Source organism: Achromobacter sp. FW305-C-13 (assembly GCF_058783475.1).
Genome location: NZ_JBYSYN010000001.1, coordinates 636,626 through 651,926, shown reverse-complemented (window position 1 = coordinate 651,926; position 15,301 = coordinate 636,626). Strand labels below are relative to the sequence as shown.

Annotated in this window: 13 protein-coding genes; 8 read left to right on the top strand and 5 right to left on the bottom strand. The window is 65.8% G+C overall.

What is annotated here, in order from left to right; all coding sequences use genetic code 11:
- The first annotated feature begins 276 nt into the window (after positions 1–276).
- The 8 genes from AC3WMU_RS03065 to AC3WMU_RS03030 all read left to right on the top strand — a co-directional run bounded on the left by AC3WMU_RS03065 (position 277) and on the right by AC3WMU_RS03030 (position 9,335).
- Positions 277–1,788 carry an amidohydrolase family protein gene (locus AC3WMU_RS03065; protein ID WP_454677268.1) on the top strand — a complete coding sequence of 504 codons (1,512 nt, stop codon included), beginning with the start codon at positions 277–279 and terminating at the stop codon, positions 1,786–1,788.
- A 113-nt stretch (positions 1,789–1,901) separates the two neighbouring features.
- Positions 1,902–3,008, top strand: a complete 1,107-nt coding sequence (locus AC3WMU_RS03060) for an ABC transporter substrate-binding protein (protein ID WP_454677269.1) — start codon at positions 1,902–1,904, stop codon at positions 3,006–3,008.
- Between the two features lie 10 nt (positions 3,009–3,018).
- Complete coding sequence (locus AC3WMU_RS03055; protein WP_454677270.1) at positions 3,019–3,918, top strand: ABC transporter permease; 900 nt, start codon at positions 3,019–3,021, stop codon at positions 3,916–3,918.
- A complete protein-coding gene (locus AC3WMU_RS03050; protein WP_492281787.1) occupies positions 3,915–4,733 on the top strand; it encodes an ABC transporter permease in 819 nt (272 codons plus the stop codon). Before AC3WMU_RS03055 ends, AC3WMU_RS03050 begins: the two co-directional genes overlap by 4 nt.
- 16 nt (positions 4,734–4,749) lie before the next feature.
- Positions 4,750–5,619, top strand: coding sequence for an ABC transporter ATP-binding protein (locus AC3WMU_RS03045; RefSeq protein WP_006225250.1), 870 nt, complete (start codon positions 4,750–4,752; stop codon positions 5,617–5,619).
- Between the two features lie 30 nt (positions 5,620–5,649).
- Positions 5,650–7,008 (top strand): LLM class flavin-dependent oxidoreductase, encoded by a 1,359-nt coding sequence (locus AC3WMU_RS03040; protein WP_006225251.1) that lies wholly within the window; start codon positions 5,650–5,652, stop codon positions 7,006–7,008.
- Positions 7,009–7,118: 110 nt separating this feature from the next.
- Complete coding sequence (gene thiM / locus AC3WMU_RS03035) at positions 7,119–7,940, top strand: hydroxyethylthiazole kinase (protein WP_492281786.1); 822 nt, start codon at positions 7,119–7,121, stop codon at positions 7,938–7,940.
- Positions 7,941–8,114: 174 nt separating this feature from the next.
- On the top strand, positions 8,115–9,335 hold the full coding sequence (locus AC3WMU_RS03030; protein WP_492281785.1) for an MFS transporter: 1,221 nt from the start codon (positions 8,115–8,117) through the stop codon (positions 9,333–9,335).
- Between the two features lie 41 nt (positions 9,336–9,376).
- Here the strand turns inward: AC3WMU_RS03030 and AC3WMU_RS03025 are convergent, their stop codons facing one another.
- The 5 genes from AC3WMU_RS03025 to AC3WMU_RS03005 are packed head-to-tail and all read right to left on the bottom strand — an operon-like array spanning position 9,377 to position 15,163.
- On the bottom strand, positions 9,377–10,135 hold the full coding sequence (locus AC3WMU_RS03025; RefSeq protein WP_006225260.1) for an iron ABC transporter ATP-binding protein: 759 nt from the start codon (positions 10,133–10,135) through the stop codon (positions 9,377–9,379).
- The gene (locus tag AC3WMU_RS03020) at positions 10,132–11,058 is read right to left on the bottom strand and encodes an iron chelate uptake ABC transporter family permease subunit (protein WP_035213344.1); all 927 of its coding nucleotides are present in this window, start codon (positions 11,056–11,058) and stop codon (positions 10,132–10,134) included. The genes AC3WMU_RS03025 and AC3WMU_RS03020 overlap by 4 nt, the downstream gene beginning before the upstream one ends.
- 58 nt (positions 11,059–11,116) lie before the next feature.
- Positions 11,117–12,091: an ABC transporter permease gene (locus tag AC3WMU_RS03015; protein WP_424922737.1), complete on the bottom strand. Its 975-nt coding sequence runs from the start codon at positions 12,089–12,091 to the stop codon at positions 11,117–11,119.
- 49 nt (positions 12,092–12,140) lie between these two features.
- Positions 12,141–13,091 carry a siderophore ABC transporter substrate-binding protein gene (locus tag AC3WMU_RS03010; protein ID WP_006225263.1) on the bottom strand — a complete coding sequence of 317 codons (951 nt, stop codon included), beginning with the start codon at positions 13,089–13,091 and terminating at the stop codon, positions 12,141–12,143.
- 50 nt (positions 13,092–13,141) lie between these two features.
- Positions 13,142–15,163 (bottom strand): ligand-gated channel protein, encoded by a 2,022-nt coding sequence (locus tag AC3WMU_RS03005; protein ID WP_006225264.1) that lies wholly within the window; start codon positions 15,161–15,163, stop codon positions 13,142–13,144.
- Positions 15,164–15,301 lie beyond the last annotated feature (138 nt).

Here is a 15,301-nt window from a genome sequence, read left to right as displayed (position 1 = left end):
AGGCAAGGCCCCGCATCGTGGGCCTTTCCCATCCCCTCCAGGCATTCGCCTACCTGTTCGGCCCACTGACGGCGTACTGCCGCTGCTCACGCAGGCTGGGCGGACCGCTTCGGCGGCCACGCGCGCCCATTGCGCCCACGCCATAAGTACATCACTCAGAACGACATTTCGAATTCGTCGTTTGGCTACGCCCATCCCTCCCGTACTGTGATGTGTCCGTGCCGACCTTGCCGCAACGCGCAAGGCGCCGCCTTCGCTTCATTTTCGGAGACCTCCATGAATGACCGGCTGCACCGTACCCAGGCGTCCCGTTCCACCGCCGTCAAGGCCAAGCTGGACTACCCGGTGATCGATACCGACGTACACGTCAACGATTACGCGCCCGTTCTGGAGGACTACATCCAGCATTACGGCGGGGCCAAGCTGGTGGACATCCTGCGCAAGACCCAGGGGTCACGCTTCGCCACGAAATCCGAGGGCAAGGACTGGTACCAGCAGACTCCCGACGAAAGGCAATACCACCGCACGCTGCGCGCCCCGTGGTGGGCGCGCGTCACGCGCAACACCCTGGATCTGGCCACCGTCACCTTGCCCGAACTGCTGTACGAGCGGCTGGAAGAGCAAGGCTCGGACTATTCCATCCTGTTTCCGAACGATGTGCTGGCCCCGCTGGGCGCCGGTAATGAATTCCGCCAGCCACTGCATCGCGCGATCAATCACTTCCACGCGGATCAATACCGCAAGTACAGCGACCGCCTGACGCCGGTGGCCGGCATTCCCATGTACAACCCGCAGGAAGCCATCGAGGAACTGGAATTCGCGGTCAATACGCTGGGCTTGAAGGTCGCGAACATACCGGGCGGCGTGCGCCGGCCGATCAAGGCCATCGCCGACAAATACCCGCCCGCGCAATACCCGGACATCGCGCGCCATGCGTCGTACGTGGATTTCTTCGGCCTGGATAGCGAGTACGACTACGATCCGTTCTGGGCCAAGGCGGTAGAGCTTGGCGTGCCGCTGGCCACGCACTACGGCAGCCAGGGCTGGACGGGGCGGCACTCCATCAGCAACTACATGTTCAACCACATCGGCCACTTCGCCGACGGCTCGCAGGCCTTTGCAAAGGCCCTGTTCTTCGGCGGCGTCACCCGCCGCTTTCCGGGCCTGCGCGTGGCGCTGCTGGAAGGTGGCGCCGACTGGGGCGCGCATGTATACGCACACCTGGTTGACCGCTGGGAAAAGCGCAACCGCAACGCGGTCCAGCATTACAACCCCGCGAATGCGGATATCGACCTGCTGGCAGATCTGTTCGAACGCTACGGCGCAGACCTGCTTCAAGGACGCAGCGTGGACAAGTCCACCTTGCTGGAGGACAGCCTTGGCGTCTCTGCCCTGCCCCACAGCCGCGATCCGCAGGGCGACGAGCTTGACGATTTCGCGGCCGCCGGCATCGAAAGCATCGAGGACATCCGCACGCGCTGGGTCGACAGCTTCTACTTCGGTTCCGAAGCCGATGACAGGACTGTTGGCGCCGCCTTCAACGAACGCGTAAATCCGCTGAACGTGAAGCTCAATGCGATCTGGTCGTCTGATGTGGGCCATTGGGACGTGCCGGACCTGACCGAACCGCTGGCCGAAAGCTGGGACCTGGTCGAGCAAGGCGTGATCACCGAGGCGGATTTCAAGGCGCTGGTCTTCGACAACCCCTACCGCTTCTACACACAGGCGCATCCGCAGTTCTTCAAAGGCACGCGCATCGAGAAGACGCTGCAGGCACGCGCCGCCTGACAGCCTGACCCATCCCTCACCTTCCGTCCGCCCCTGGCGGGCGGCGGTCTGCCCGTTTGCCGGCGCGGACCGGTTTCGCTCATCCCCGTTTTTCATCTTTCTACGGAACGACCATGTACCACCTGCCCTCTGCCCGCTTGATCTCACGCCTGTTGCTGGGCGTTGCCCTGTGCGCCGCCAGTGCCGTGGCGTCGGCAGCGCCCGATGTGATCCGGATCGGCGTGGCAACCGCCGGCGGCGGCGATCCGATCACGTGGGGCGGCTCGCCCGGCGGCGTCGCCCGCGCCAACAACTGGCTGGAAGAAACCTTCAAGGGCACCGGCACCCAGGTGCAATGGCTGTTCTTCAAAGGCGCCGGTCCCGCCGTGAACGAGGCCCTGTCGAACAAGCAGATTGATTTCGCCTACCAGGGCGACCTGCCCGCGGTGGTGGGCCGGTCCAACGGCTTGAAGACCCGCATCCTGCTTGGCAGCGGCGTGCGCAACAACCTGTACGTGTCCACGCCCAAGGACTCCACGCTCAACGGCCTGGAGGACTTGAAGGACCGCAAGGTCTCGATCTTCCGCGGTACGAACGGACACCTGGTCGCCATCAATGTGCTGGCCTCCAAGAACCTGACCGAACGCGACATCAAGGGCGTGAACCTGGACGGCGGCAGCGCGCAGGCGGCGCTGGTGTCCAACGGCGTGGATGCGGCGTTCGGCGGCTACGAATACTTCAAGCTGCGCGACCAGGGCCTGGCGCGCATCATCTATTCCACCAAAGGCCAGGATCCGTCTTTCACGCGGCAGGCGGCGTTGTTGGTCCGCGAGGACTTCGAAAAAGAGAATCCCGACGCGGTGCAACGGGTGGTTGACGTGTTCGTGCGCGCCGCGCAGTGGTCTTCGGAAGAGCAGAACCGCGATGCCTTGTTCAATATCTGGGCGCGCAGCGGCACGCCGTATGCCTCCTGGCAGGCGGAATTCGACGGCGACACGCTGGCCGTCCGCAATTCACCGCTGCTCGATGAATTCCTGACGGCGCGCTACCAAGCGGTAGCCGATGACGCGCTCAAGTTGAAGCTGATCCGCCGCCCGGTCAGCGTGGACGGCTGGTTCGAACCGCGCTACCTGAACGCCGCGCTGCAGAAGGCGAACCTGACCGGCCGCTGGACCGCCTTCAACGCGCAAGGAAAGCCGGCCGCAGGCGAGCGCCAGGCCGCCGCTGCGCCGACGCGATAAGGAAAGCGCCATGGCAGAGAACACCCTGGACGCCCCCGTTTCACCCGCCCCCGTCTCACCCGCCCACGTTTCGCCCGCACCGGCAAGGCCACGTGCCGGCCGCGCGCCCTACGCGTTGCTGCGCCATGCAGGGGGAAGCCTGCTGCCCTGGCTGCTGCCCGTCTCGTTGCTCATCCTATGGCAACTGGGCGCGTCCCAGGGCTGGATATCCGAGCAAGTGCTGCCGTCGCCCCACTTCGTCTGGCTGACGCTGCAAGACCTGTACACCAGCGGCGACCTTTGGCTGAACATGCACGCCAGCCTGCAGCGGGTGCTGGTCGGCTTCGCGGTGGGCAGCGCCCTGGGCCTGGCGCTGGGCGCTGCGATGGGGCTGTGGCGTCCGCTTGAGGCCTATCTGCTGCCCACGTTCAACGCGCTCGTGCAGATCCCCGTGCTGGCCTGGCTGCCCTTCGTGCTGTTGCTGGTGGGCATCGGAGAACCGCTGAAATACATCCTGATCGCCAAGGCGGCACTGGTGCCCGTCACGCTCAACACCTTGCAGGGTTTCCGGCAGACGCCGGCGAGCCTGTTGGAAGTGGCGCGCGTCTACGGCTACACGCGCCGCCAGCAGGTGCTGGAAGTCGTGCTGCCGTATGCGTTGCCGACGCTCTTCACCGGCCTGCGCCTGGGCTTCACCAAGGCCTGGCTGTCGCTGGTCGTGGTCGAGCTGGTCGCATCCAGCGAAGGGCTGGGTTACCTGATCGTCTATGGCCGGCAATTGTTCCAGCTGGATCTGGTCATGGCCGCAGTCATCGTCGTGGGCGCCATCGGCTACGCCATCGACAAACTGTTGGACCTGGCCGAAAACCGCGTCAGCGCCAACCAGGCAGGCACCCGCCTGGGCGTATCGAATACCGGAGTCCGCCTATGACCATCGCTCAGACCGGCCTTGCCCCGGCGTCGCACCGGGTCCTCGCCTGGCGCGCCTGGTTGGGCGCCCGCTGGCGCGGCCTGGTGCTGCCTGCCGTGGCCATCGCGGCGTGGTGGACGCTTGCACACCTGGGATGGGTGTCGACGCCGTTGCTGGTCTCTCCCGGCAAGGTGCTGGACACCGCCGCCCACCAGATCGCCTCGGGCCAATTGTGGCGGGCGCTCAGCGCCAGCCTTGCGCGCGAGCTGACGGGCTTTGCGATCGGCACCACGCTGGGCCTGGCACTCGGTGCGCTGCTGGGGCTGTTGCCGCTGTTCAACCGGATCGTGGGCCCCAGCTTCAACACCTTCAAGCAGATATCGCTCTTTGCCTGGATTCCGCTGATCTCCGTGTGGTTCGGCCTGGGTGATGTTGCCAAAGTGACCTTCCTGTCGCTGGCGGCGTTGGTGCCCGTGGTCGTCAACACCTGCGACGGCATCCGCAATACGCCGGCCTCGTTGCTGGAAGTGGCCCGCGTATTCGGCTATTCGCGCTGGCAGACGCTGCTGCATGTAGTGGTGCCGGCGGCCGCGCCCTCGATCTTCACGGGCGTCTACCTGGCGCTGATCTATTCCTGGCTGGCCACGATCGGGGCGGAATACCTGCTGGTGGCCGGCCACGGCATCGGCAACACGTTGATCGAAGGCAGCGAGCATTTCCAGATGGACCTCGTGATCTTCGGCATGTTTGTGATCGGCGTGGTGGGATGGTCCATGAACGCATTGGCCCGCGCGTTGGAGCGCCGGCTGGCGCGGCACCGCTTCGGCGCCGCATGACAACGGAAGAAAAGGAATGACGGATACCTTCGGCAAGGAATTGAGCATCCGCGGCGTGGGCAAGCGCTATGCGGGCAGCGGCGACGGCGCACAAGCCCTGCAGGTGCTGCAAGACATCAACCTGGACGTGCCCGCGGGCCGCTTCGTCAGCATCGTGGGCGCCAGCGGCTGCGGCAAATCCACCCTGCTGCGCCTGATCCTGGGCCTGGACGATGACTACTCCGGCCAGATCCTGCTGGACGGCAAGCCCGTGCAAGGCGCCGGGCTGGACCGCGGCATCGTGTTCCAGGACCATCGGCTGTTCCCCTGGCTCAATGTGGAACGCAACATCGCGGCGGGCCTGCGCAATGCGGCGCTGACCAAGGCCGAGAAAAAAGAGCTGGTGGCCGAGCATATCGCGCTGGTGGGGCTGCAGGGCTTCGAGAAATCCTTCCCGCACCAGATCTCGGGCGGCATGGCCCAGCGCGTGGCCATCGCGCGCGGCCTGGTGAACCGGCCGCGCGTGCTGCTGCTGGATGAACCGCTGGGCGCCCTGGACGCGCTGACGCGTTCGCGGTTGCAGAACGAACTGCAGCGCATCTGGGAAAAAGAGCAGATCACGATGATCCTTGTCACCCACGACGTGGAAGAGGCCGTGTTCCTGGGCGACCGCGTCGTGGTGATGCAGCCACGCCCCGGACGCATCCGCCGCATCGTCGACGTCGACCTGCCGCATCCGCGCAACCGCAGCGACTTGCGTTTCATCCGGCTGCGCGACGACGTACTTGGAGACTTCCTGGACCCCGACGGCCGCATTGCCGACAACGAGCGCCTGCCGCCTCCCGGCGCCCTGACGGCCACGGTAGGCACGCTGCCTGCCCTGGATCGCCTGCGCATGGCCTGGTAGCCCCCTTTCCCGCATTGACCTGGAAACCCGATGAGCACTCCTTCCCGCCAAATCAAGCTGGGCGCCTTTCTGATGCAGACCGGCCACCACATCGCCGCGTGGCGCCACCCCGACGCTTCGGCCGACGCCGGCCAGAACTTCCGGCACTACGTGGACCTGGCGCGCAAAGCCGAGGCCGCCAAATTCGACGCGGTCTTCTTTGCCGACTCGGTCGGCGTGCGCAACACGCACAGCGCCTCGCTCTCGCGCACGGCCCGCGCGGAGCATTTCGAACCGCTCACGCTCCTGTCCGCGCTGGCGGCCGTCACCGAACGCATCGGGTTGATCGCCACGGTATCCACGACCTACAACGAGCCCTACCATGTGGCCCGCAAGTTCGCGTCGCTGGACCTGATCAGCGGCGGCCGGTCCGGCTGGAATCTCGTCACCTCCAGCGGCGAAGGCGAAGCGCAGAACTTCAATCTGGACACGCACGTTGCGCATCCGTTGCGCTACCAGCGCGCCGAAGAGTTCTACGACGTCGTGACGGGCTTGTGGGACACCTGGGAAGACGACGCGTTCATCCGGGACAAGCACACCGGTGAATTCTTCGATGCCGGCAAGCACCACGCCCTTAACCATAAGGGCAAGCACTTCTCCGTCCGCGGCCCCTTGAACGTCGGACGCTCCCCCCAAGGCTGGCCAGTCGTGGTGCAGGCCGGCGCGTCCGAGGCTGGCCGCGATCTGGCGGCGCGCACGGCCGAAGTCATCTTCGTGGCGCATCAAACGTTCGATCAGGCGCGCGAGTTCTACGGCGACATCCGGCATCGCGCGGCGCAACACGGCCGAGACCCCGACGGCATCAAGATTATGCCGGGCATCTTCCCCATCGTCGGGCGCACGCAAGAAGAAGCCGAAGAGAAATTCCAGACGCTCCAGGATCTGATCCATCCTGTCGTGGGCGTGTCGCTGCTGTCGAACATGATCGGGGGCATTGACCTGTCTTCCTACCCGGTGGATGGACCGCTGCCGTCGCTGCCCGAGACGAACGGCGGCAAAAGCCGCCAGCAGTTGCTGATAGACCTGGCGCAGCGCGAAAACCTGACCATCCGGGACCTCTACCTGCGCATCGCCGGCGCACGCGGCCACCAGCAGGTCGTCGGCACGCCGCAAAGCATTGCTGACCAGTTGCAGCAATGGTTCGAGGAAGGCGGCGCCGACGGCTTCAACATCATGTCGCCCTGGCTGCCCGGTGGCCTGGACGATTTCATCGAACACGTGTTGCCGGAACTGCGCCGCCGCGGCCTGTTCCGCACCGAATACCAGGGCACCACACTGCGCGAGCACCTGGGCCTGCAACGGCCGCCCAACCGCCACACATTGGCGCGCGAGCAACCGCGGGCGGCGTAGAGGGGCGGCGGGGCCCCGCAGACGGCGCCCCCGATGCAGGCTCCGCACCCGGCTTGACAAGGCCGGCGGCCAGCCAGACCATATGCAGATCCCCCTGATCCCCTTTGCGCATGGCTGATTCCCTCTCCGACAACGCCGCCCTGGCCCGGGCGTCGCAAGACCTGTACGCGGCCGTCCGCCGCGACGCCCCGCTGGTGCAGTGCCTGACCAATTTCGTCTCCATGAACTTCGCGGCCAACGTGCTGCTGGCGATGGGCGCGTCACCCGCCATGGTGCACGCCACGGACGAAGCGCCGGAATTCGCGCGGATTGCCGGCGCGGTGGTCATCAATATCGGCACGCTGTCGGCGCCCTGGCTGGAAAGCATGCTGCTGACCGCAGACGCCGCCCGCCAGGCAGGCATCCCCTGGGTGCTGGATCCGGTGGCCCACCACGCCACCGCCTTCCGCCGCGACGCCGTACGGCGCCTCTTAGCCTTGCGCCCTGCCATCATCCGCGGCAACGCCTCGGAGATCATCGCGTTGGCCGGCGGCCAAAGCACGGGCAAAGGCGTGGACGCACGCGACGCCGTGGCGCAGGCCGAGCAATCTGCACGGGACATCGCCGCTGCCCACCAAACGGTCGTGGCCGTTACCGGCGAAACCGACTACGTCACCGACGGCCGGCGCGCCGTGCGCATCACGGGCGGGTCCGCGCTGATGCCACGCGTCACCGCCACGGGCTGCGCCCTGACCGCGCTGGTCGGCGCCTTCGCGGCCGTCTCCAAAGGCGACCCCTATACCGCCGCCGTCGCTGCGCTGTCGTGCTTCGGCATCGCCGGCCAACGCGCGGAAGTCTTGGCCGAGGGCCCGGGTTCCTTCGCCTGGCGTTTCCTGGACGGGCTGGCGGCGTTGGAAACCGACAGCCTCACCCGGGAATCGCCCTTGCGCTGAGGGCTGCATCCCATACTGCAAGCTCAACATGGCGTTGCGCGGCGCGCCGGGCCATCAAACGCCCTGTCCGAGGGTCGAGCCCCTTTTAGGCACCAGACATTTAAATGACAGCTTAGGGTGCTTACAATGACACTGTTGCGCCGCAACATTTCAGCGACTCCCCCTAGTAATCACATGTCCCACCCCTCTTCGACGCAGCACCGGCCCGCACTGGTGCTGCTTGCCCTTGCTGTCGGCAGCTTCGCCATCGGAACCACCGAGTTCGCCACGATGAGCCTGCTGCCCTACTTCTCTCAGTCGCTCGGCATCGACGCCCCCACCGCCGGCCACGTCATCAGCGCCTATGCGCTGGGCGTGGTGGTGGGCGCGCCGATCCTTGCCGTGCTGGGCGCCAGAATGCCCCGCCGCCGGCTGCTTATCGCCCTGATGGGGCTGTTCGCCATCGGCAACGGCCTGAGCGCGATCGCGCCTGACTACCACTGGATGCTGTTCTTCCGCTTCCTGAGCGGGCTGCCCCACGGCGCGTACTTCGGCATTGCGTCGCTGGTAGCCAGTTCGCTCGTGCCCGCCAACCGGCGCACCATGGCCGTGGGCCGCGTGTTTCTCGGGTTGACCGTCGCCACCATCGTTGGCGTGCCCCTGGCCAACTGGCTGGGCCAGGTGATCGGCTGGCGCTGGAGCTTCGCCCTGGTGTCGCTGCTGGCCGTGCTGACGATGGTCAGCGTGACCATCTTTGCGCCCGACACCCCCGCCGACCACAAGGCCAGCCCGCTGCGCGAGTTGAGCGCGCTGGGCCGCGGCCAGGTCTGGATCACGCTGGCCATCGGCGCCGTGGGTTTCGGCGGCTTGTTCTCGGTCTACACGTATCTGGCCGACACGCTTGGCGCCGTCACGCAGGTGTCGCCGTCGGTCGTGCCGTTTGTGCTCAGCGCGTTTGGCGTGGGCCTGACGGTCGGCAATATGGTGGTGCCGATCTTTGCCGACCGCGCGGTGATGCGCACCGCCGGCCTGCTGCTGCTGTGGTCGGCCGCGGTGCTGGCGCTGTTCCCGCTGATGGCGCACAACGTCTGGCTGATCACGCTGAATGTGTTCCTGGTGGGGGTGGGCGGCGCGTTGGGCACCGTGCTGCAAACCCGCTTGATGGACGTGGCGGGCGATGCCCAAGGCCTGGCCGCGGCGCTGAACCACTCGGCCTTCAACACCGCCAACGCTCTGGGCCCCCTGCTGGGTGGGCTGGCGATTGCCGCGGGCTATGGCTGGACGTCGACCGGCTGGGTCGGCAGCCTGCTGGCGCTGGGCGCCATGCCCTTGTGGTTGTGGGCCGTCCTGCTGGAACGCCGGCATCGTGCGGCGCGCCAGGGCAACCTCGTCGCCAGCACGGAATCGGCGCGCTGACGGCTTCCGGCAGGGCCAGCCGATTCAGGTCGGCGGTGGCCCTACCGGTAATACACGCAAATCCGCTTGCCGCCGATTTCGTGCACATCGATCGGCAGTTCATACAGCGGGCTCAATACCTCGGCGCGAATCAATTCCGCCGGGGTGCCCAGATGCGCGATGCGCCCCTGCCGCATCGCCACGATGCGGTCCGCATAGCTGGACGCGAAGTTGATGTCGTGCAGCACCAGCACCACCGTCTTGCCCAGCTCATCGGCCGCGCGACGCAGGGTGCCCATCATGGCCACCGCATGTTTCATATCCAGGCTGTTCAAGGGTTCGTCCAGCAACACGTAGCGCGTGTCCTGGCATAGCACCATCGCCACGAATGCGCGCTGTCGTTGCCCCCCGGACATCTCATCCAGATAGCGGCCGGCCAGGGGCTCCAGGTCCAGATAGGCGATGGCGCGGTCGATGTGCACCTTGTCGTCCAGCGTCAACCGCCCCCCGGTGTGCGGGTAGCGGCCAAACGCGACCAGGTCGTTCACCGTCAGGCGCAACGGCAGGTGATTGTCCTGGCGCAGGATGGACAGCCGGCGGGCCAGTTCGCGGCTATCGGCGCGGGTCACATCCAGCCCATCCACCTTCACCTGCCCGGCCGACATCGGCAGCAAGCGGCTGATCATCGACAGCAAGGTCGATTTGCCTGCGCCGTTGGGTCCGATGATGGCGGTAACGCCGTTGGCCGGCAGTTCCAAGTTGACGTCGTCGACAACCACGCTGTCGCCGTAGTGCTTGGTCAGTTGTTGAATTTCGATCATCGGCGCCCCCTGCGCAGGATCAGGAAGAGGAACATCACGCCGCCCACGAATTCGATCACCACGCTAACCGTGGTGTTCAGGCCCAGCACGCGCTCCAGCAGCGTCTGGCCGCCCACCAGGAAGATGACGCTCAGGAAGGTGGCGGCGGGGATCGTGTACCGATGCTTGTCCGACCCCATCGCCTGGTAGGCCAGGTTGCTGACCAGCAGGCCGAAGAAGGTCACGGGCCCCACCAGCGCCGTCGACACCGACACCAGCACGGCAATCGCCACCAGGGTCAGCATCAGGCTGCGGCGGTAGTCCACGCCCAGGTTCACCGCGATCTCGCGGCCCAGCGCCAGCACGTCGTAGCGATGCCGCATGCGCCAGACCACCAGCGTGGCCACGCAGACGGCTGCAAACGCGATCGGCAAGAGCGACACGCGCACCGAATTGAAACTGGCGAACATGCGGTCCTGCAACACCAGGAATTCGTTAGGGTCGATCAGCCGCACCACGAAATTGGACAGGCTGCGAAACAGCAGCCCGAAGACGATGCCCACCAGCATCATCAGATGCAGGCTGCGCACCGCATCCGAAAACAGCCACCGGAACAACAGGCAGGCAAACGCGGTCATGGCGCCGACTTCCAGCAGGAAGGCCGCCACCGGGTGGTTCGCGGCCGTCGCCGCCTGCCCGAACCCGAACACCACAACGGCCTGGATCAGCAGGTACAGCGCATCGAAGCCCATGATCGCGGGCGTCAGGATGCGGTTGTGCGTAATGGTCTGGAAGAGCACCGACGACACCGCCACGGCATACGCCACCAGCAGCATCGCCGCCAGCTTGCCGCCGCGAAACGGAATCACGAACGACCACTGGCCGTTGGCGCCCAAGGTCATGAATGCCACGACGCATACCAAGGCGGCCACGCCCAGCCACATCAGGCGCAACGGCTGCGGCGCGCGCCGAACCGCCTCGCGGGTGACGGCAAGCACTGTCTCAGCCAAGGCGGTTCCTCCTCTTGCGCAACAGCCACAGGAACAGGATGCTGCCCAGCACGCCGACGACCGTGCCGATGGGGATTTCATACGGGTGGATGATGAGGCGGCCGATGATGTCGCAGGCCAGCACGAAGACGCCGCCCAGCGCCGCGACCCAGGGGATGGAACGGCGCATGTTGTCTCCCAGCACCAGGCTGACGGCGTTGGGCACGATCAGGCCCAGGAACGGGATGCCGCCCGCCGTCACCACCACCACGGCCGAAATCGCGGACACGATCAAGAGGCCGACGAATGTCAGGCGTGCGTGATTCAGCCCCAGGTTTGAGGCGAATTCGCGGCCCATGCCGGCCACCGTGTAGCGGTCAGCGGCGGCATAGGCCGCGCACGCCAGCGCAAAGCCGATCCACAGCAGCTCATAGCGGCCACGCAGCACACCCGAGAAATCGCCTGTCGTCCAGGCGTGCAGCGATTGCAGCAGGTCGAACCGGAACGCCACAAAGGTAGTGACCGCGTGGATCACGCCGCCCAGGATCAGTCCGATCAGCGGCACGATGAAGGGCGTGCGCAGCGGCACCCGGCGCAACAGCGCCAGGAACAGCAAGGTGCCGGCCAGCGCGAAAGCCGTGGCGGTCAGCATCTTGCCGATCACCGGCGTATCCGGCGCCAGCAGGGTAATGACCAGGATGCCCAGCGTCGCGGACTCGACGGTGCCGGCCGTCGTCGGTTCCACGAAACGGTTGCGCACCAGCATCTGCATGATCAGGCCAGCAACCGCCAGCGACATGCCGGCCAGCAGCAAGGCCACGGTGCGTGGCACGCGGCTGACCATCAGGAAGCGCCAGGCGCGGTCGGCCTCTTCGCCTACGCCCCATAGCGCGGCCAGCGACAGCTGCCCCGCGCCCAGGCTGACGCTGGCGGCGCACAGCACCACCAGCAGCACCAACACGGCGGCCAGGCCGCCCCAACCGCTCACCTTTCGCCGCCAATTCACCGGCGGCCCTTGCTCGCAACACCCATGCCGCTTACTTTCCTTGCGCCAGCGCCGCGGCGATCTCGTCCACGTTCTGCTGCATGGAAGTCAGTCCGGCGCTGCCCAGCAGATACCAGTTGAAGCCGTTCAGGTACACCACACGCTTGTTCTTCCAAGCCTTGGTCGGGCGCACCAGATCGTTGTCCAGCATGCGCTGGGCCGATACGCCTTCGCGGCCGATCGCGGCGTCGCGATCAATCACGAACAGCCAGTCCGGATCGGTCTGGGCGATGAATTCGAACGAGATGGCCTGGCCGTGATTGGACACGTTCAAGCCCACGACGGCGGGCTTCACGCCGAATGCATCATGGATCACGCCAAAGCGCGAACCCGGACCGTAGGCACTCATCTTGCCACCCGTCGTCAGCACGATGAGCGCGGTGCCGGCGTTGGCCGCCTGGCCGTGCAGCGCCGAAATCGACGCGCGCAACGCGTCCAGCTTTTCCTTGGCCTGCGGCTGCTTGCCGTAGATGGCCGCCAGCGTCTCGGTGTTGCGCGTCACGCTGCCGACCAGGTCCTTCGGGTCGACCGTCAGGTCGACGGTGGGGGCCAGCTTGGCCAGTTCGTCATACTTGGGCGCCGACCGCCCGGCCACGAAGATCACCTGCGGCTGGGCGGCATGGATGACCTCGTAATTCGGTTCGAACAGCGAGCCGACCTTCAAGTAACGCTGATCTGCGTACTGGGCAAGCTGGGGCGGCAGCTTGGCGACCGCCGGCACGCCCATCGCTTCGATTCCCAGCGCGTGCATCGTGTCCAGCACGGCCATGTCCATCACGACGGTCTTGGTCGGATTGGCCGGCACGGCGGTCTCGCCGCGCGCATGCTTGACGGGCAGCGTGGCCTGCGCCGCGCACACGGCCGTTGCCGCGCCCATCGCCAACGCGACGCCTGCCTGCATCAACCAGCGGCGGGCACAGCTCGTGTTTCCTTGCATCGTCATACGCACCTCTTTGTGTTGCGGGGGACGCAAGCGCCCCCCTACTCTCAAGATCAGAACTTCACGCCGACGCCCAGCCAGTAGCGGCGGCCGTCTTCCACGAACTCGTAATCGTCATAGGTCACCTGCTTGTCGAACAGGTTGTAGATGCCGGCATACACCGACACGGTCTTGTTCACCGCATACGAACCGCCCAGATCCACGAAGGTGTAGGACGGCGCGATGAACGAGGACGACGAGGCGCTGGTGATGGGCTGGCTTTCCTTGCCGCGGTAGTTCACCCGGGCCCACGCTTGCAGTGCGTCAGACGCCTGCCAATTCAAGGTGGTCGTGAACAGGTGCTTGGGCAGCTGGTTCAGCGGCTGGCCCTGGTATTGGCCGGACTTCTGCTCCGACTTCGTGAACGTGTAGCTGCTGGTCAACGACCAGTCGCGGGCCAGCGGCAGCTTCAGGTTGGCTTCCACGCCGCGCGACACCGCCTTGTCCACGTTCATGTAGGTCGTGGGGTCGGCGCCGAACTGGTTCGGGCCTTCGGGGCATTGCGAGGCCGGGCACCCGACGCGGGTGATCTTGTCCTTGAAGTCGTTGTTGAACACGGTCAGGCCGGCGTTGAAGCCTTCGCCGTCGTCATACAGGATGCCGATTTCCTCGGTCACCGACTTCTCGGGCGTCAGGTCCGGGTTGCCGTACATGTTGCCGCCGCGGCTGACCTGGCCCCAGCCTGCCACCGTCTGGCGCAAGTCCGGCGCGCGGAAGCCCGTGGACACGCCGCCCTTGAGCGTCCAGCGTTCGGCCATCTGCCACACGCCGTACAGGCGCGGGCTGAAGTGCGTGCCGAAGTTCTCGTCATCGTCCATGCGCAGGCCGGCGGTGACGGCAAAGCTGTCGGTCAAGCGCCATTCGTCTTCGGCGAAGAGCGCCCATTGGTAACGGTCGATCTTGCTGGGGCCGCCGGCCAACTGGTTGCCGGTCTGGTCGTTCAAACGCTGGCTGAGGTAGGTGCCGCCCAGGGTCAGCATGTGCGAGCCCAGGGGCAGCGTCCAGCTGGTCTGCAGATTCAGGTTCTTGATCTTCATCTGCCGCGAACGGTTGTCGAACTCTTCCTGCTGCACGTAGCTGTCCGACACCGCCCAGCCCCAACGGCCCGTGTGCGACAGCGCCCACTTGTTACTGCGGTAGTCCGTTTCCGACGATGCCGGGCAGCCGGTACGCCCGCATGCGACACCCGGCGCCAGCGGCGCGACCGTCTTGCCCAGCGTGTTCTCGTACTTCTGGCGCATGGTCGTGCCTTCCAGCACGATGTCGTGGTCACGGTTCGGCGTCAGCGCCAGCTTGGCCGTCACGCTGTCCGAATTGCGCTTGCGAAAGCCGTTGACGATATTGTCTTCATCGCGCTGCGATGCTTGGCCATAGATCTGCAAGCCCAGCAGGTCGGTCTTGATGGGGCCGGACAGATAGAAATTGCCCTGGTAGATATCGCCCGACTTGTTGCTTTCCTGGATAGTGGTGTCCAGACGAATTTCGCCGCCCCACTCGTTGGGCACCTTGCGGGTGATGATGTTGATCACCCCGCCCATCGCATCCGAGCCATACAGTGACGACATCGGGCCGCGCACGACTTCGATGCGTTCGATGGCCGCCAACGGCGGCGTCCAGCCGCCTTCCACGCCGGCGGAATCCGAATTGGTACGGGTTTCACGCGAGCTTTGGCGCTTGCCGTCGATCAGGATCAGCGTGTATTGCGGGCCCATGCCGCGCAGGCTGATGTCCTGGCGGTCGCCCCCGCCCGTGATGATCACGCCCGGCACTTCCAGCAGCGCGTCGTTCACGTCACGGTAGAACTTCTTGTCCAGGTCTTCGCGGGTGATCACGCTGATCGACGCCGGCGCGTCCTTGATCTGCTGCTCGAACCCGCTGGCAGTCACCACGACGGTTTCCATCGTCTTGGCGGAATCGGTTGCCTGCGCCCAAACCGCCGCCGGGGCCATGCCCAGTCCCGCCGCGCAAAGTGCCGCCGCCAAACGCGTGCGCGACACCCGAATGCGGCCGCCCAAGGCCAGATCTTTGCTGCTCATGATTCCGCTTTCTCCCGTACCGAACCCGCGGCGCACCCCGTGTGCGGCGCTGAGTCCAGCCCTCATTTCTTAATGAAAACTATTCTCATATTAGAATTGAGGGTGTCGGAACCGGGCAAACGCCTTTCCACAACTTTT